Annotated in this window: 13 protein-coding genes and 1 pseudogene; 10 read left to right on the top strand and 4 right to left on the bottom strand. The window is 62.7% G+C overall.

The window, feature by feature from the left end:
- The 8 genes and pseudogenes from A4R35_RS24690 to A4R35_RS10425 all read left to right on the top strand — a co-directional run.
- A partial coding sequence (locus A4R35_RS24690; RefSeq protein ID WP_223258290.1) for a hypothetical protein occupies positions 1-227 on the top strand: 227 nt, incomplete at its 5' end.
- A gap of 92 nt (positions 228-319) precedes the next feature.
- Positions 320-1,186, top strand: a complete 867-nt coding sequence (locus A4R35_RS10460) for a hypothetical protein (RefSeq protein ID WP_112429103.1) — start codon at positions 320-322, stop codon at positions 1,184-1,186.
- Positions 1,187-1,266: 80 nt separating this feature from the next.
- The gene (locus A4R35_RS10455; RefSeq protein WP_112429101.1) at positions 1,267-5,616 is read left to right on the top strand and encodes a DUF6094 domain-containing protein; all 4,350 of its coding nucleotides are present in this window, start codon (positions 1,267-1,269) and stop codon (positions 5,614-5,616) included.
- A 232-nt stretch (positions 5,617-5,848) separates the two neighbouring features.
- Complete coding sequence (locus A4R35_RS10450; RefSeq protein WP_112429099.1) at positions 5,849-6,577, top strand: DUF6908 domain-containing protein; 729 nt, start codon at positions 5,849-5,851, stop codon at positions 6,575-6,577.
- A gap of 342 nt (positions 6,578-6,919) precedes the next feature.
- The gene (locus A4R35_RS10440; RefSeq protein ID WP_112429095.1) at positions 6,920-8,188 is read left to right on the top strand and encodes a hypothetical protein; all 1,269 of its coding nucleotides are present in this window, start codon (positions 6,920-6,922) and stop codon (positions 8,186-8,188) included.
- Positions 8,189-8,260: 72 nt separating this feature from the next.
- Positions 8,261-8,416 (top strand): annotated as a pseudogene (locus tag A4R35_RS10435) (JAB domain-containing protein); the annotation flags it as partial.
- Positions 8,417-8,643: 227 nt separating this feature from the next.
- On the top strand, positions 8,644-9,723 hold the full coding sequence (locus tag A4R35_RS10430; RefSeq protein ID WP_112429093.1) for a hypothetical protein: 1,080 nt from the start codon (positions 8,644-8,646) through the stop codon (positions 9,721-9,723).
- 357 nt (positions 9,724-10,080) lie between these two features.
- Positions 10,081-10,659, top strand: coding sequence for a hypothetical protein (locus A4R35_RS10425; RefSeq protein WP_112429091.1), 579 nt, complete (start codon positions 10,081-10,083; stop codon positions 10,657-10,659).
- Positions 10,660-10,801: 142 nt separating this feature from the next.
- Here the strand turns inward: A4R35_RS10425 and A4R35_RS10420 are convergent, their stop codons facing one another.
- The 3 genes from A4R35_RS10420 to A4R35_RS10405 all read right to left on the bottom strand — a co-directional run bounded on the left by A4R35_RS10420 (position 10,802) and on the right by A4R35_RS10405 (position 16,047).
- On the bottom strand, positions 10,802-14,167 hold the full coding sequence (locus A4R35_RS10420) for a type ISP restriction/modification enzyme (RefSeq protein ID WP_223258289.1): 3,366 nt from the start codon (positions 14,165-14,167) through the stop codon (positions 10,802-10,804).
- Positions 14,168-15,033: 866 nt separating this feature from the next.
- The gene (locus A4R35_RS10410; protein ID WP_112429085.1) at positions 15,034-15,570 is read right to left on the bottom strand and encodes a hypothetical protein; all 537 of its coding nucleotides are present in this window, start codon (positions 15,568-15,570) and stop codon (positions 15,034-15,036) included.
- 9 nt (positions 15,571-15,579) lie between these two features.
- A complete protein-coding gene (locus tag A4R35_RS10405; RefSeq protein ID WP_112429083.1) occupies positions 15,580-16,047 on the bottom strand; it encodes a tetratricopeptide repeat protein in 468 nt (155 codons plus the stop codon).
- Between the two features lie 67 nt (positions 16,048-16,114).
- On the opposite strand from A4R35_RS10405, the gene A4R35_RS24280 reads away from it, so the two are divergent.
- Positions 16,115-16,255 carry a hypothetical protein gene (locus tag A4R35_RS24280; protein ID WP_189361640.1) on the top strand — a complete coding sequence of 47 codons (141 nt, stop codon included), beginning with the start codon at positions 16,115-16,117 and terminating at the stop codon, positions 16,253-16,255.
- Between the two features lie 9 nt (positions 16,256-16,264).
- Here the strand turns inward: A4R35_RS24280 and A4R35_RS24995 are convergent, their stop codons facing one another.
- The gene (locus A4R35_RS24995) at positions 16,265-16,399 is read right to left on the bottom strand and encodes a hypothetical protein (protein WP_262982327.1); all 135 of its coding nucleotides are present in this window, start codon (positions 16,397-16,399) and stop codon (positions 16,265-16,267) included.
- A 191-nt stretch (positions 16,400-16,590) separates the two neighbouring features.
- Here A4R35_RS24995 and A4R35_RS10400 point away from each other — a divergent pair, with 191 nt between their 5' ends.
- Entirely contained in the window at positions 16,591-16,809 is a 219-nt protein-coding gene (locus A4R35_RS10400; protein WP_112429081.1) for a hypothetical protein, read from the top strand.
- Positions 16,810-17,236: the final 427 nt, after the last annotated feature.

Here is a 17,236-nt window from a genome sequence, read left to right as displayed (position 1 = left end):
GGGAATCAGTGGCGTTCCTACGTCGTCTCTGTTTGCCCTCCTCACAAGAGGGCGATTACTTCCTGGTCAAAGGGCCGTTGCAGTTGTTTCCTGAGCCGCTCTTCTATCCCTCTCTAGATGCACAGGAGCTGGGGTGGCGCGGGGTCTACCGGGGGCGAACGTGCTACCGCCTGCAAGGCTCTCTCTGGCTGCCGCAGGTACAACGCTCGATCACTGAGCTCTGTTGACCTGTTCTCCTGGCCTTTTCTCTCTCAGTGCTTTCCTCGCAAGCGGTGTGCTTCCGGGCACACCATCAGTAGATGTAAGAAGGAGTGATGCTATGTCTGAGCAGCTGCCTCGTCAGCACCATCGTCGTGATCAGGTTCCTCCAGGGATCGTGGAGCACACGGCTCTCCCCAGGATCGGAGTGGAGCCTTCCAGGAAACGGCGTCCCTCTGCAGTGGGGGAGCTGGAGTATACAGCCTTTGTGCATGGCTATGTTGCCGGAGAACCCTTCTGGGATGAGCAGCAGGGGCGGGAGGTATCCCCGCTCTTTTTGCTGTCTCTGGTAGGGGCTCCTGGAGATAGCGCTTTGCTCCGAGGGATATTCTCGGCGTTGGTGCATATGCCTCCAGGCCCGGTGACGATCAAGGGGATAGGATCAGTGATTCTGGCCCATCAGGTCGCTCCGCTCAAGGACCAGGGGCCCTGGCACTGGACCTACAGCCAGGTCGGGCTGGGGGACCTGGGGCTCCACGCCCTCGTCGAATGCCCGGCGCTCACGCTGCTGGAGCCACGGAGTGCCCAGCAACCTGCTTCCAACCTGGGCGTTTCGGACAAAGCCATATCGCCAGCGATCTCCTGTCGCCCGTTTCTGTTGCTGGTTCCCCCGGACCAGCAGGCGGAGGTGGCGTATCTCCACCGGCTGGATCGGCGAGTGCCGTGGCCCTTGCATGAGCGCTGGGCTGCCTGGCTCTGGCAAGCCGCCCAGCGGCGGCAGTGGGTGACTCCACTCACGGTCCGCTGGTTTTTCCCCCAGGCGAGTGGTGAAGCCGAGGCTGCCTTCGCGGATCAGCTGCCGGCTGAGCCACCGCCGCAACCGATTTTCACCTCCGCCTGGCTCTGCCAGGCGGAAGCCGCTGGTGTGCTGGCCGACATACAGGAGGGCTTGCATGCTGGCGTACTGGATCGATTAACCGACATCTAGCCAGCAAGGAGGTGGACACGCTTGCTCGTTCGTGCCAGTCACGGAGCAGCGTGTTCACCTCCCATAAGGGTGTAAACAGTATGGCACGTCTTGCAGCTCAAGTCAAGCTTGAATTTTTTCCCACTCCCCCGCGCGTCGTGGAAGGCATTGCGGCGCTGCTGACATTCCCATCTGATTGCTTTGCCCATGCCCGGCTCCTCGACCCCTGCGCTGGCGATGGCCGGGCGCTAGCGCTCCTGGCGCAGCGGTTGAAGGCGTGCTTCCAGCCAGCCTGTGGGGACGAGACGTCCTGCTCTCTTTCAACCTGGGGGATCGAGATCCAGACTTCGCTGGCCCGTCAGGCACGGAGTCGTCTCGATCGGGTTCTACACGGCAACTTTTTTCAGACCACCCTGTCATGGGCAGGATGGCAGCTAGCGTATCTCAATCCACCATATGACTGGGATCAGACGAGTGCCAGGCGGCTAGAGAGCACCTTTCTCCAACGTACCAGCAGGCTCCTGTGCGCGGAAGGCGTCCTCATCTTCATCATTCCGCAATGGGTCCTGCGAGAGCGGGAGGTGGCTGGATATCTGGCGACTCAGTATGACCAGCTCGTCTGCTTCCGCTTTCCCGCTCCAGAGTATGAGCAATTCAAGCAGGTGGTGCTGCTCGCCCGACGCCGTAGAACGCCTCTACCAGTAGGAGCGGTGGCTGGTGAACTGGAGCAGCTGAGGGACTGGGCTCGGGCGGGAAAGGATATCCCTGTTCTGCCCGAGGCATCTGCCCTTGCTCGGGGGGGACCCCGCTGGTCTCTCCCTCGCTGTCCGACAGGCGAGCACCCCTGCTTTTACCTCGGGCATTTTGAGCCGGACCGGCTGGCCAGGCAGCTCTGTTGGGAGTCGCAGACCGCCCGGCCTCTGGCAGGTGTCTGGGCGAACCGGGACTGGTGGCAGCTCCATGTCTCCCTCGCTGCGTCTGGAGGACAGGAGGCTTCCTCCGGCTGGTCTCCTCTCCATGCGTTCAAGCCGATTCATCTTACGCTGCTGGCAGCTGCCGGTCTGGCAGACCGCACGCTGATCCAGGTAGACGGCGAACGGCTCCTGCTCAAGGGGCAGACCTGGAAGGATCAGGTGGTTTCGGTGGAGGAAACCCCCGAAGAGATGATCGAGAAGCGGAGTGACGTCTTCATCGGATCGCTCCAGGCACTGGATCTGGAGACAGGGGAGCTGCTGCTGATCCATCCTCCAGGACGCGAAGCTCCCTTGCCTGCAGGCGTAGACCTGAGGCAGGTTCGCCATCAGCATGTTGTTCTGACCACCTTCCTCAAGCGGTATGGCGCCGTGCTGCTCCAGGCCATTCAGCAGCGCTACCCGCCGCGCTTTGTCTCGGAGGCACAGGTACCCTGGGCTGAGGCGGCCTTCTCCCAGCTCCAGCGAGTCCCCCTGGGCAAGCAACGGGAAACGATCCTGGCACATGTGATGGCTTTCACGCGCTCACCGTCTCCGCTGCGCCGGCAACTGCTCTCGGCGGAGATGGGCAGCGGCAAGACCTTCATGGCCATCGCCAGCGCCTTTGCGTCTGATCTCTATGCCTGTGGTACCTGGACATCCGTCCCTCGCTCCTATCAGGCCCTCCACCTGTTCCCCGCCCTGGTTTGCTGCCCACCAATCCTGGCGGGGAAGTGGAAGCGCGAGCTTGAGGAGACCCTGCCTCCCCGGGCCAGGGTCCTCATCGTAGAGCCGGTGGCACCAGTCCCCAGGCAGGCCCAGCATCAGGGGAGAGAGGTGGAAGCTGAAGGAGCCAGGACGGCCCTGGAGGACTACCGCCGGTTCGATCCCTCGTTCACTGGAACCAGGTTAGGACGCATCGAGTGCCTCGATCGGGCAGTGGCCTGTATCCGCCGTGACCTGGCTGCCTGGCGCCAGCACGTGAGAGCGGCACAACGGCAAAGCAGCCCACTCCCTCCCAAGCCGATTCATGTGCTCATTCTCACGACCAGCGATGCCAAACTGGGCGGTCCCTGGCAGCCAGCCTGGCATGGGCTTCCTTTACGGACGGCGAAGGCCCGTGGTGGGGAGCAGGTGAGCCAGGTGACCCTGGTACGGGATGCGGAAGGCCGCTCCATCAGGGTGCCTGCCTGTCCTTCCTGCTTCCGTCCGCTGCTCGCCCAATCCAGTCGCGTGCGGGCCTGGTCTCCGTCCGCCAGGCCCGCTGCACCAGCGCTGCTGGCCTGGCATCAGCTCCAGGAGAGATACGAGGAGGCTGGTCGAGCCGCAGGAGAAGCCCTGCAGACAGCCCGAGAACGCCTGGAGGAGTATCTCTGGAAGCTGCCGGAATACAGGCAGCTTGGGGAGGATGAACAACGCTATCGTATCGGGGGTCTTCCGCCTGGTGAAAGCGATCCAGAGCTGACCACGCTCCTGGATGGCATCCTGGAGCACCTGCGAGAGCACACTGTGGACAAGGCCACTCAGCCTGGGGGGCTGCTCCAGCAGGGGGAACGGTTGAACCAGTGTCTGAATCAGTACCTGCTGGCTTGCCAGACCTGTCAGCGTCTGGCCTGTCAGCTCGATGGACTGCTCCGCGAGCGCGAGCTGGCCTGTCGGACCCACAAAGAAGCCCTCCGCGAGCAACTGGCCAGACAGGATCCGAGCTATCAGCAGTTGCTCAGGGAGCATGAGACCGCACTGATGGCCCGCCTCCATCAGCCTGGCCGTCCGACGCTCGTGGAAGAGCTGGCGAGTCTGCCGCACGAGAAGCTGGCCAGTGAAGAGCAGGTAGGGAAACCAGACGGTCGGATCAAGTACCGCTGTTGCTTCTGCGGCGAGGGGGCATGGCAGGCCAGAGCGATGGGCCAGCGGCAGCGCTATCCCCTGGCCGACTATCTGCGTCGGCGCTACCGAGGCCTCTTCGGGCTGCTGATTGCGGACGAGGCCCACGAAGGAGGGAATGGCACGGCTCTGGAACAGGCTCGCCAGAGCCTGATGGAGGCCTGCCGTGCCAGCCTCCTGCTGACGGGAACGTTGTCCAACGGCTTCGCCAGTAGCCTCTTCCACCCCAGCTATCTGCTGTTGCCGGAAGTGCGACGCCAGTTCGGCTGGGAAGACGAGCAACGCTGGATCAGCCGCTTTGGCTGTTTACAGCGCGTCCGCAAAAGCCGCCGGGAAGAGGCTGAGGCCGATGGGGTCCTCTCACGGCGACGGATACGGCTGGGCATGCCCGTGATCAAGGAAATCCCCGGCTTCAGTCCCGAGGGAATCGTGCTCTTGACCAGGGTAGGCAGCTTCACGGAACTGCGTGAGGTGGTTCCTGACCTGGTTCCGTATCGAGAGCGGGTCCTGCTGGTTCCCCTGGGGAGACCGTTAGGGCCTGCCTATCATGCCTTTGAGCGGCAGATCACCCAGGTCCTCCGAGGCCTGCTGGCCAGCGGAGACCGCTCCGCGTTGGCGCCGTGGTTGCAGGCACTGTTACTCTATCCACTCTTCCCCTGGAGAGAGTGGAGCTGCTCAACCAGGCATGGAACGGTGTTGGGAACCGCACCAGCGCTGCCGGGCGAGCAGTGCTATCCCCTGGAGGAGCAGCTGCTCAGCCTGGTCCAGCGGGCCAGGCAGGACGCTCCTGTCCTGGTCTATTGTGGCGAGACGGGTCATTATGATCTCCTCCCCCGACTCAAACGTCTGCTCGAACAGCAGCTGCGTCGCCCAGACGGCCAGCCGCTGCGGGTGGCGCTGCTGCGGGCCGACACGGTGGCACCCGTCGATCGCGAAGCCTGGCTCTGGCGCCTCCTGCGGGCCGAAGGGGTCGATGTCCTGCTCACCAACCCGCGGCTGGTGAAGGTCGGCCTGGACCTGCTCGCCTTCCGGCGGATCATCTACTTCAGCTTTCCTGCCTCTGTCGCCGACCTGCGCCAGTCGGCACGCCGTTCCTGGCGGCCAGGGCAGACGGGTGATGTCGAGGTCACCTTTCTGGCCTACGAGCAGACCATGAGCGAGCGTCTGCTGCGCCATCTGGCCCGCAAGGCCCGGCAGGCCCTGCTCGTGGAAGCAATGGAGTTCGGCTCCACCGAAGAGGGGCTGGTGGCCCTGGGCAGTGAGGGAGAAGAGGAAGAACAGGAGGGACTGCTGATGACGCTGGCCCGTGAAACGTTCGCCCTGCTGGAAGCCCACGACGCGCAGCCGTCCCAGCTGACCAGTGTGACTGGCCTGGATGATCCAGCTCAGGAGCAGCCCTGTCAGGAAGCCGCGCCTCGAGAGACACCTGGGGATGCCACGCTCCCCGCGCTCGCTCCAGTTCAGACCCCTCCCACTCCTTCCGAAGAGCGGACCTGGGCGCCCCTGCCAGTCGGGGACGTGGTGCTGCTTCCCCTCCCCTTTGAAGATCTGCCCCTCGCTCCCCTTTCCCTGCCCACAAAGCGCACAAAGGCGCTGCGCCGGCCCCGTCGCCGGTAGTGACAAGCGTCTGAGGCAAGCAGCAAACCCTCGATCTGTCCACTCTCCCTGTCTACGTTCCCTGCAGCGGAAACGCAGTGGATCTGCATCAACAGGAGGCCTGGACAAGCACAATCCCCGCCATCCAGGTCCGAGTGAGGAGAGCGGACTGGCACTGGTTGGGAACCTTATCGCGTGTGCTTGGAGCGGCGAGAGCTGCTGCTCCAAGCGAAACCAACAAGGAGTGTGATCGATGAAACCCCTGAAACATTCTCCATTAGTCCGGCTGGTCCAGCGCACGCGGGCCATTGGAGAGGCCGCCGGACTCCTGCCGTTCCTGGATGCCGTGCCCGAGTCCCCGGCCCGTTTCTTTCGCCTGGATGTGGACAACGATCCCTATGAGCCGCTGCTCATCGCGGCGTGGACGCCTGCCGTGCCCCTGCCAGCTGAGCGATACCGACTGCTGGTAGCCCACGTGGGCTGGACCAGCAGGGGGCTGCCTGTTCCTGATCCGGAGCTCGAGATAGCCATCACGACGAACGGTGAGGTCCCTGTCAGCATGAGGCAAACCGTTCCTGGGGGCATCCGGGAGACGCGCTTTCTCCGGCAGGCCCCTTCCGATCCGGCCCAGGTCATGCTGGAGCCGGCAGCGGTGCACGATGCAGAGGAGCTCTGGCTTGTCTGGAGCAAGGCCCTCCAGTGGCAGCGCTGGGAGCAAGCCGCTGCGCAGGCCCGGCCCCGACTGCAGACCGTGCTGTTGTTACCTGATGACGAGGCGGATGAGCGCTGGCTCGAAATGGCGGTACGTGAGGCGGTGCCGCTCTTACGGGAGGACCAGGCCCGTCTGCTGATCAGTGCCCTACGACGGCAAGGAGGGGCCGACGTCCAGCTCCTCTGCTGCAACCAGATGGACAGGCTGGCATCTGCCCTCCGTTCGTGGGGCGTCTCCTTCCGGCTCGCGGCGCGGAAGGAAGAGGGATGAGCAACGCGCTCTGGGGGACTCGCCAGCTCTGTGCTCTCAGGGGCGCTCTGCTGCTGCTGATTCACGAGGCCGCGAAGCCGTCCTGGCTCATCCCGTCTTCTTCCAACGCGGGCGGAGAGACACAAGGGGTCGTCCGCGTCCGGGTTGGCACGATGACGGTCTACCTTCAGCAGCGGCCCGCGAGCGCAAGCCGCTCCCGAGGGGCGGGTCAGGGTGCTGGGACTTCCTGAACGTGACGTGCCCGGCAGAGGCTCCGCGGCTCTCTGCCGGTTTCATCTGTTCCCCTCCCTGCCGGCCTGCTGTGCGGGGATGGTTTTGCTGAAAGAGGCGAAAGGAGTTGCTATGACGATTGAGGAACAATTGCACTGGCTTTCCAGCCAACTGGGAAGGCGTTGCCTGCGCTTGCCTACACCGCCAGCCTGTCTCCCTCTCCTTGAACGGGCCCGGCAGGCGGGCATCCAGGTGGAAGATCTCTTGGTCGTCTCTCATCCTCTCGTTCCCCTGGCGCAGGGCGGCTATGAACTGCCCACCGGCCACCTGTGGTGTCACTATGATGCCCGTCTGGAAGAGGCAGAGCGTTCCCTGTTGCAGCGCCTGCTGGTACTGCTGGCTGCGCTCAAACGGCGCTTTCCTCCGCCACGGACGCTGGAAGAAGAGCGAGAACAGCAGCAGCAGCTCGCTCGTGAAGCCGCGGCGCTGGCGCGCGGCTGGCAGCGAACCGATCTGCTCGCCGCTCCCGATCTGGAGCGCTTGCTGGTAGAGGCCGAGAATCGCTTCGAGGCACTGGTGGTGGCGGGGGAGCTGGCAGGCTCACTGGACCCATCCGTTGCACATGCGGCCTTCCTGGCCCTCTGTCAGCTTCGGGAGCGCAAGGGGTGGAGTCAAGCGACATTCGAAGTGGCTCGTGCCGGTGCCAGTGAGAATGAGGAGCAAAACGCTGCTGTCCTCACCTGGGATCGCACGCTGCTGCGTGCTCGCTGGGTGCTGCCGACTCGATCAGGACCGGAGCTGCCAGTCCCCCGGGACCTGTTTGGCCCGCTCCGTGTGCCGCCGACCCCCGAGGCCAGCACGCTCCTGCGGCAGGCCCTGGAGCACGTGGCTCATCGCAGTGCACCCGCAGGCGCTGCTGAGAGGAAGCGAGCGATCACTCCCTCCTGGGGTGCTGACCGGCCTGGTTTCCTTGAGGTCGGCAGTGTGCAGCAGCTAGAGCACCTGATGGAGCAGGCTACCGCCTGGTCACTCGATTTGCCAGAACACTACCTGCAGGTCCACTGGTGCTGTTATGGCGAGTATGGAGAGGCCGGCGCGAGAGAAACAAGAGAGGCTGAGTCTGCTGGGAGACCGAGGCGGCATCGCTCAGGCAGAGCCGTGCTCTATCACGGTTCCTATCGCTGGGAAGCTGGCCAGGAGCCAGAGAGCGCCGTGATGGGATCGGCATCCCTGCATCGTGAACTCTGGGTTCTCTTCGCGGCCTGCCCGCATCGAGCCAGGCTGGAGGCAGCCTGGCAGATGTGGCTCGGCAGCTGGAGCGCGAAGCAGGAGATCGGCCTGGCTCCGCTCGCCCAAGGCCTGCAGGAACTCTGGAGCGTGCTGGCTGCCGCGACCCTGTGACCTGACCCTGACTCTCCTCGCCATTGTCCCCGAGGCGCTCCGGCGCTCCGCGAGCTTTCTCATTGCCATAACCATCCGAGCGGCGATCCAAGGCCGTCGCCCGAGGATGAAGCCATGACCCACTCCCTGATTCAAGCCGGGCTGCTGCTCAATCTGCCCGTGCTGGACCATCTGATCCTGGCCCGACGTGGGTGCTCCAGCTTTCGCCGTCAGCAAGGGCATCTGTGACCACAGGAGCAGCAAGACCAGTGCAGTGGCTGAAACACTGAGCCGCATCATGGTGAGGCGGCAGGCGCCAGCCCAGCCGTTCGTCGCGCGAAACTGTTCCTGGAAGGGGGAACTGGCCTCCCTCTTCCGGGAACAGAGGCCTCCTCTCAATCCGTGCTGCCGCCTGTTGCTCGACTTCCCTCCGTCTCTCTGCTTTACCGCAGCCATTGTCGAAAGGAGTACCATCTATGACGACAGAATCGACCCTCGAATCATTTGCAGATACGCTCGCCGATGTGTCCGCCGAGCTGGTACGGACGCAAGAGCAGTACGATACATTCGCGTTAGCGAGGTTGGTCCCCTTCCCCGGGTATCGGCGCAGGCATGCGATTCTGAGGCGTCTCTGTGGCATCTCTCCCTGCCAGCGCAGTGTCCCCAGCTGGTGGCATGCCCTGCTGGATGAACTGGCCCGTTTCGGGGTCAGTCCGTCGCTGATCGCACTCCTGCGAGAGGTCGAGGAACCCGAATTCTATGGTGGTTGCTTGCTAGGAGCGCATGCAGAGCGTCTCAAGGAGATCGGGGCCTGCTCCGGTCCTCCCCGACCGGCCTGGACCCGGAGTCCTCGCCTGGGGAAGATCCTCGAGGCGCTTGGGCAGAGGGAAGGGTCGGAAGAGGAGAGACAATGCATCCTTCGCTGGTACCAGCAATACCAGAATCGCGGGGCCAAGGAGGGACAGAGAATCTTGATAATCAGTGCTCATCCGTGGGATATTCTGAGCATGGGAAGTGGCAGAAGCTATCGAACGTGTCAAGCGTTAGATCAAGAGAGTGTCAGTTCATACCAACGGCGGCTTCCGAGCAATCTCCTTGATGCGGGGATGCTGGTGGCGTACATTCCCTCCTCTCTCGAAGCCATCCGGGACCGCTGGACCTTACAACGCATGGAAGCGCGCTGTATCCTGCGCCTGCTGTTCTGTCCGCATCTCCGCCGATGGGTGATCTACATCGATCGTTGCTATGGGGACGTCTCTCTCTCTCAGATGCTCCGAGCAGGGATCGAACAACTCCTTGAGCAACGAGGAATCGCCTCCTCGGGGTATGTGGGATCTGGCTCGCCTGCCAGCTTCCTCCCAGTCCGGGGGCGCCTGCTCTCCTTTCCGGATGGGCTCTGGGAGCCCTACCTGGATGGGGACACACTGAGCTGGATCGATCTGTGCGTGCACGGGCGAAGCTATGCTCGCCTGGAGGGCCATCTCTTCATCAGGGTCACGCCGGGCACGGAACGCTCAGCAGGAAACGCTCTGGACGCTCTGGACGTGGGGCCTTGAGATCCAGGCATCCCTGGCTCGCCTGGTCTAGCGGTCGGAATCTACCGTATGACGGAGATCAGGCGAGTGGTGAGCGGCTCGAACCAGTATGATGTACTGCCCCGATGCAAACGGCTGCGGGAACAGCAGCTGCGTCAGCCGAATGGGCAGAATGGTCAGCCTCCTGCGGGTCGCACCGCGGCGAGCCGACACGGTGGCCCAGAACGGACCTGGAAGAAGCTGCTAGCCGGCGCAGCACGATTGCTTCCCCTGCCCTGTGCAGACCTCCCTCGCTCGTCGCTTCCGCTTCCCCCAGCAAGGCCCCCCGTCGACGCCGCAGTTCGCGGGCATGCAATCAGTTCAGAAAGGAGATCGATCATGGAAGAGACGACGTTTCACCTGTTCTCAGAAGAGGATCGAGCGCAGTATGCGCCGCTCAAAGCCGCCATTGATCAGTTGGCTGCCGTCTGTGATGGGGCCCGCCGGAGAGACGGGGCTGGTTTCAGCGGTGTAGATACCCGCCTGGGTCACTGGCTGGCCCGCCTGCCCCTGGCTGCCTGGCCTGAGGCGGCCTTCGAGCGGGCCTGGAAGCTGGCGCAGAAGTATGCCCGGCAGCTCAAGCGCGCAGGGATAGACCCCGCCTCCCTGCCACGTCCACGGGACACGAGAGGAGGGATGCGCCACCTGGCCATCCATCCATCTGGGGAAGGCTTCATGCTCCTCTTCCCCTACGACGCTGCACTGATCGCGTCGCTGCGTCAGAGGTTTCCGGCGCGCTTCCGGCACGATCCGGTCAAGCATTTCTTCTTGCCACGTGATCCGAATCCTGGGCTTGCCCTATTGCAATGGGCACACACCCATGAGTTCACGCTCGGCTCCGGCGTCCGCTTTGCCCTGGAGCAAGAGCAACCGGACAACGGGAAGGATGAGCGAGGCAGCGCCTGCGCGAAGCGATGAGAGACAGGGAGGCGGCCTGCGGCGATGGAGGCCAGCCTCCCTGTCCACCCTGTCCGACCGCCGGGTGTCGAGGCTTTTTTTTGTTTTTGGGAGGAGACGTGCTCGCCGAGATGCCGGCCTTCTTCCTGTGCCAGACCGACGGTTAGCGGAGCAGCCAGCCCCCGTGTTCCTCAATGACGTCGTCAATCTGCTCCATCAGCTGGATGGTTTCCGCCAGCGCTGCCACGATCTGCTGATACTGCACGATATCCTGGAAGGTCAACGTACGTCCTTTGCGATCCTTGAGCCATTTGGCACAGACCTGATAGCCGCCGACCTCAAAGGTCCAGACAGCCTCTGGGACGCCGGCGAAGTATTGAGTGGCATTGATGAAGACCCTTCCCTGCTCGGGCGAGGGGTTGGCGACGAAGGCCACCCGCTCGACCTGGTTGGAGCCAGCGACGGGATAGGTGGGGCGACGCGCCGGGTCACTGGTGCGCAGCAGGTGCAGCGCGACCAGCCGCTCTCCGAGCTGGCAGAGGGCGGCAAAGAGCTGACGATTGCTGGTGAGAGGCACACGCGGAAAATCGCTCTTGAGAAATGCTGCGTAGCGTTCGCGATAACCAGGAGCATGCAGAATCGCGTAGAGATAGTGAAAGACATCTTCGGGGCCGAAGGTGTGTTCTCGATCCCCGACTCCCTCCTGGACAAAGGTCAGACCCAGCCGGCCTGACCAATCAGCCAGCAACGAGGGAGCAAGATTCGGGTGGCGTTGACTCTGGCTTCCCTCCAGATGGAGTTCTGGCAAAGCTGGCTGACTCGCTTGAGGGTACAGGTAAAGGGGGAACAGATAATTGACTTCCTTGAGCGAGACCGTGTGATGCTGAACCAGGTACCTGGAACAGAAGATATGTTCCCATCCCTGCCCGATCTCGACGGATCGGGTTGTGACCAGCGCGATATTTTCTCCTGCTAACAGATGGCGCATGACCTCACCGCGTGGCATGCAATGAAACCCGCGTGACCGGCCCGTGTAGTAGGTGAAACGCAAATCGAAGGGCCGATAGAGAATCGGGGCCAGATGTGCAGGTGAGGGTCCCGACTGCTTGAGATCGCGCTGAGCAGCCTCCACCTGCCAATCTCTCACATCAGGACCCAGCTGGTAGTGGCTTCGCGCTTCCTCTGGAGGCAAGGCCACAAATGTCTGGACAGTTTGCCAGGCTTCTTCCCGGGTCCAGTGAATGGTGAGAGCATCGCGGGCTGTTGTAATCCCCACACTGTTCACTGGAAAGAGTGATGGCAGGCTCACGCCCTGGCTATATTCCTGGCTCAGATCCTGGCGCTGTGGAACAAGCAGATAGAGCGGTGAACAAGGTGCCAGCTCCTCCCACGCTGTGGTCTGCACATCGTGCTCCGCCAGCCAGGCGTACTTGCCCCCCACCAGCCGACGCTCCTCCCCGTACTGCTCGTAGACCTCGCGCGGCCCCCACAGATCCGCGTAGAAGACCCGAGCCGGTGGCTTCTCCTGCCCGATCCCTGGCTGCTGCCGCTTCACAAAGATCCCAATGGCCACCCCCTGCTGAATATCAAAGACGTTCTCATCGCGCGAGCCGTCGGGAGCACGCTCCCGCTTCTTGCTGTTGCCATGCAGATTCAGCAGGTAGATCTCGTCAAAGCTCTCCAGCAGGCTCTGGCGCATGCCGCGGAACGTGGGATTATCCAGATAGCCGTGATTCGTGATGAACGCCAGAATCCCATAGCCGGTCTGCTCGATGCGCCACTGGCCGAAGCGGATAAACTTCACGTAATCATCGTTAAGCCATTTGGGATTGCGTTCGCGCAACGGCTGCCCATCGACCTCAAAGTAATTCGCGCTCCGACGCTCCCTGCCACGCTCCTTCCCGTGCAGCAGATCCCTGATCCAGGCTCCCTGGTTGGCTGAGTGGCCGGAGTAGGGGGGATTGCCCAACACTACCATCACGGGATATCCTCGCTTGACCGTCGCTGCCTGGTTCGCTTCGTCTGAAATATAGTGGCCAAAGGTCAGCTCTGCTCGCTTGAGCGCCTCTTCCAGGGTATTGGTCAGATAGATGTGCAGTCGCTCGTCCGACTGGAAGTCGTAGGCCCAGATAGCGCGCTCCTCCGGCGGCAAATCCAATCCCGCCAGCTGCATCCCCAGCTTCAGATGGGCCATTGCGTATGGGGCCATCAGCAGCTCGAACCCGAACAGCCGGGGCAATAGAGCTGCACGCACATACCCCGACCAGAGCCCTGCATTACCTGTTCGGCGATACTGCTCGCGAATCAGCGCAATGGTGTGATACAGGAAGGTTCCCGTACCACATGCCGGGTCCAGAATCAAGACCCGTGGGACCGTCTCAACACGCGACTCCCCCTGCTCCGTGGTCAGCGTGACCTGCACCTGCGTGGCGTCTGCCAGCCCTTCCGGACAGTCGAACGACGCGCGCAGTAGCTGGTCAACCGAGCGCACGATGTAGGAGACGACCGGATCAGGAGTGTAGTAGACACCACGCAGCTCACGTAGCTGCGGATCGTAGGCTGCCAGGAACGTTTCATAGAAGTGGACCATGGGATCTTCGCGCCGGCTGCGCTTGCCGAAGTCAGCCAGCACCTGATCGAGATCAGTCAGCGCCAGCAGCTCCGCCAGCTCGTCGACAAAGCCCACAAAGGGTTCATCATCCAGCTCGACTCCTGCAATGGTCCCAAAGAGCTTGCGGAGGAACGGATTGGTGCGAGGGATCTCTCGGGCTGCATCGGTGCGGCGAAATGGCTGTGGCCCTCGGTGGTGAAAGCGGGCGGCGAAGAGGCCGTAGGTCAGGGTCTGGGCAAACATATCCGCAAACGCCGCTTCCGTTAACTCGGGCAGGAGTACCTCACGGAAGGAGTGATAGAGATCGCGGAGCATAGGGGAGGCTTGCTTGCGGCGAAAGGCTTCTTCCACCACCTCGCGAATCAGGTGGGCCAGCCGTGCCATCCGCTGGGCCAGCTCGGCTGGCTTCGAGATCGGCGCTGCACGGTGTGCCAGAAAGCTCTCCAGCAGCGTGCGCACCTCTTGGTGGGCCTGGGGGCTTACCTGGGAGCGTTGCTGACCTTGCAGGGGAGCCAGGCAAGCGTGTCGGCGCCTATTCCCCCCAACATACCAACGAAACTCCAGGTAATTCGTCAGCACGAGATTCTCTAGCGAGCTGAGGTAGCGCTGCAGCTGTCGTCCATTCTCAGTCCGTGGCTGAGACCGGGCAGCATCGCGCTCGATGGCGTCCAGATCCAGTCCCAGATCTTTTGTCTCCACATAGCCAATAGTCAGGGAGGTGGTTCCGGACGTGGTGGTCACTGCCAGATCAGGCGCCCCACAGGCAATGCGACGGGGCTCGTTGATCACCCTGATTCCCGTCGCAAGCGTTTCCAGCAAGCGAGCAAGAGCAGCGCGATAGGTGTGCTCTGTGGCCACACCGGTCTGGGCCAGCTGGGCAATGGTGCTACGATACATTCCCACGGGGTCCTCCGGCATCCGTTGCTCCTCCACAACAAGGCAGTGGCAGGAACACCCTGCCGCCAGGCAGGTGTTCCCTCTGCAGGGAAGTATACCGGAACACGCGGTGCGATGGCAAGCGCCAGGCACAGAGACCGCTGTTCCTCGACGCTCATGAGGGGCACAGGCGGGTGAGATGGATCAAGTACACGGGACAGCGGGAAGCCGCTTGCAAGGCCGGAGGCAGGTGCCGCTTCCTTGCTGAGGGCCGAAGCTTCGGGCACGGGCAAGACCATGTCCTTGCCGCGGCAACAGGCTGAGGAGGGATGGAGACAGGGGGCGAGCGGAAGGACCCTTCCTTTCCTACCTTCCTTAAGGCTGAATGAGAAGGGGAATAACGCTGGGGAGAGGGATGTGAGCAACGAGTGCGGTCGAATCCTTCCTTCATCGATTCGGTGAGCGCGTCTCTGACGGGCGCCTTACCAGATTCAGGCTTCGATCGATCATCGCCTGTCAATCCCAGGCGGACTGCTTTGGTGATTCTGACGATACTCGCTGTAACATAGCAGGGGGAGCGGCCTCTGTCAAGCCACTTCGACGATCCTCAACACACGGCTATCCATGACCATGACGGCTTCTCTGCTGCCATGGGGCCGCCAGGCCCTGTGGCCCTGGGAGTGTGCCGGAAGCCCTTCGAGGAGCGCTGTGTGAGCAGCCGGGGGCTGAGATCCTCGCAGCGACGAGGCTGGGCAGTGCCAGCCAGCCCCCGCCTGTCCTGGCTCTCGCTCTGGAGGGGTCCAGCGACGAGCTGCTCCCCTGTCGCCAGGCCCCTCCAGGCTGCCCGCTCGGTCAGCAGCGTCTGCCGCGCCTTTGCGCGAGCGCTCCTCATCCCGGTCCATCAGGGGTCAGGGGCCGCCTCCCTGTCCTGGCCCGCGGGCCAGGTCCGGCAGCAACTGCAGGATCTCCTCACAGGCCTGGTCTAATTCGGGATAGCGTTCTGCCAGACCCCGCTGTCGCCAGCCCTCGCGCACGCGCTGGGCCATCTCGGGGACGCTTGTCAGAGGCAGAGCCAGCAGGCGCTCCAGCAAGCGGCGCTGCGCTTTTTGGTACTCCAAGACATGATGACGCGTCATCCAGGCACAGCTCTCGACAGCGTGCGCCATCGCCTCCTCCCAACGGCCCGCCGCATAGGCCAGGTTCCCCGGCACTTCCTCACCTCGTCTCAGCAGCAGGCAATAGCAATAGCCCTCCTCCTCGGCGATGGTGCACGCCTCCTGCCAGGCCGCCTGCGCCTCCTGGTGCCGACCCAGGTGGAAAAGCGCCTCCATCAGGGCGACCAGGCGTGTCGCCAGCTGGGCGCGATCCTGCACCTGGCGCGCGTGCCCACAAGCGCATTGCCAGTGGGCCACCGCCTCCTCCCACCGTTCCTGCGCTGCGGCCACCCGCCCCTGCTAGTACTGACTGGTGATGAAAACCTCCTCATCAAAGCCGGTCACCAGCGCCTCAGCCTGGCGAAGCAAGGTATCGGCCTCCTCGAACTGTCCCTTCAGCAGGGCCACCTGCCCCAGGCGGTTAGAGGTGGCCGCCAGGCCACTGCGATAGCCCACATGGGCATAGCATTCGAAGGCCCGGCGGAAAGGCTGCTCCGCCTGCACCAGTTCCTCATGCTCCAGATACATCAGGGCCAGCGTGCTCTGCGAGAGGCCAACCGCGCGCTCATCGAGCTGGCCCTGCTTCCACAGTTCCTCACGCACGCGCAGGCCCAGCAGGCAGAGGCGCAGTGCCTCCTCGACCCGCCCCTGCAACCGGTAGACATGCCCGATACTATTGAGCAGATTGGCATACCAGGCCAGGCTGCCCCGCTGCTGATGATAGGCCAGAGAGGCAGAGTAATAGCAGAGTAATAAAGGAATGCGCACTCACTGGAAGCAGACCACAGAGCTGGTTATTGAGCTGGATCAGCTGCTCTCCGAGAAAGGCTGAGCTATGCATCAGGAGTGCGCTGAGCAGAATTCTCCCGACGAACTGGCCCAAGGGCATGTGCATGGTCCCGGTGGCATCGCTCTGCATGATCTGAAGCGCTCCGACGATGATTACCAAACCCAGTGCGCCGCCGGAGATTGCTAGAAGCGTTCGCTAGGCGAGGAGCACTGCTGCGTTCTGCGTGGTCCACCCAGGTGAGGTAGTAAAGAACATCTCAAGCAGCGGCGCGAATGGGTTAAAGTTGGTCGCGAGCACAATCAAGATCCGGGCCAGGGAGGTGAAATCCATCGCTTCTCTGGTCCTCCTTTCGTCTGCAGGTTCTCCAGTTGGCGGTTGGAGGCGATCCCTTGCCACGCTTGGGTCTGGGCAGTGGGCGACAAGCGGGACCCAGGAGAGCGCCTTACGCGGACTGTAGAGAGACCATACCATGCGGGGGCAGAATCGTCGGGAAACGCAGGTAGCACCAGGGAGAACAGCCTGTGGAGCAGCAGAATCGCTTCGCCAGTCAGATCCATGACCAGGTTGTGCGGCAGCTAAGTATGACCGCTCGACAGCAGGAGCTGGTGGTAGAACGGGCAGTGCAGCGAGCTGTTGTTCGTCGGTGGGGCACACGCTGTCTGCTACTGCTCATCATCATATTAGCAGGGGTAGCGCTCTTTGGGTGTGCAGCTCTAGCTGCCATCCATCTGCTCCCCTGACGCCCTGACCCTGCAGGGAGTGAGAAGGTTTGTCCGGGCACTCCCCCCGATCGAGAGCAGGCGGGGATAGGCAACTGCTCTCGGCTTTGAAGTGCGCAGTTGAGTGGAGTCCTGTGGCTCTGGCTCCTGTCTCATTTGATGGTTGAGTGAGCACGCTCCCCGCTCAGATGAGGTAGAAGACCAGAAGAGCTTCATAGGGCTGACGCTCCTCGTGCCGCTCAGAGTCTCGTGAACAACGAACGCCTCAAACAAGATCAAGCAGAGCACTGGTTGCAGCCCTTTGTTGGGCTCCCGTCTCTCTTGATCTTTTCTTTTCTGGTTATTGGAGGCCTTTCCTTGGGCCTGATCGGATGGCGGGCTCGCCTGCAAACCAGCTGCCCAGTAAGTAACGCTGGAACAGGGCTGAAGCAAAGACCGGGCGACCGGG

Source organism: Thermogemmatispora tikiterensis (assembly GCF_003268475.1).
Taxonomy (GTDB): Bacteria; Chloroflexota; Ktedonobacteria; order Ktedonobacterales; family Ktedonobacteraceae; genus Thermogemmatispora; species Thermogemmatispora tikiterensis.
The sequence above is the reverse complement of the archived record's forward strand: the minus strand, read 5'-3'. Positions and strand labels throughout refer to the sequence as shown.

Excerpts from the sequence above, each read along its gene's own strand:
- A4R35_RS24995 (WP_262982327.1), bottom strand. The coding sequence starts at position 16,399 with ATGGATTTCACCTCCCTGGCCCGGATCTTGATTGTGCTCGCGACCAAC.
- A4R35_RS10425 (WP_112429091.1), top strand. The coding sequence starts at position 10,081 with ATGGAAGAGACGACGTTTCACCTGTTCTCAGAAGAGGATCGAGCGCAG.
- A4R35_RS10430 (WP_112429093.1), top strand. The coding sequence starts at position 8,644 with ATGACGACAGAATCGACCCTCGAATCATTTGCAGATACGCTCGCCGAT.
- A4R35_RS10420 (WP_223258289.1), bottom strand. The coding sequence starts at position 14,167 with ATGCCGGAGGACCCCGTGGGAATGTATCGTAGCACCATTGCCCAGCTG.
- A4R35_RS10450 (WP_112429099.1), top strand. The coding sequence starts at position 5,849 with ATGAAACCCCTGAAACATTCTCCATTAGTCCGGCTGGTCCAGCGCACG.
- A4R35_RS10455 (WP_112429101.1), top strand. The coding sequence starts at position 1,267 with ATGGCACGTCTTGCAGCTCAAGTCAAGCTTGAATTTTTTCCCACTCCC.
- A4R35_RS10460 (WP_112429103.1), top strand. The coding sequence starts at position 320 with ATGTCTGAGCAGCTGCCTCGTCAGCACCATCGTCGTGATCAGGTTCCT.
- A4R35_RS24280 (WP_189361640.1), top strand. The coding sequence starts at position 16,115 with ATGCATCAGGAGTGCGCTGAGCAGAATTCTCCCGACGAACTGGCCCAA.
- A4R35_RS10440 (WP_112429095.1), top strand. The coding sequence starts at position 6,920 with ATGACGATTGAGGAACAATTGCACTGGCTTTCCAGCCAACTGGGAAGG.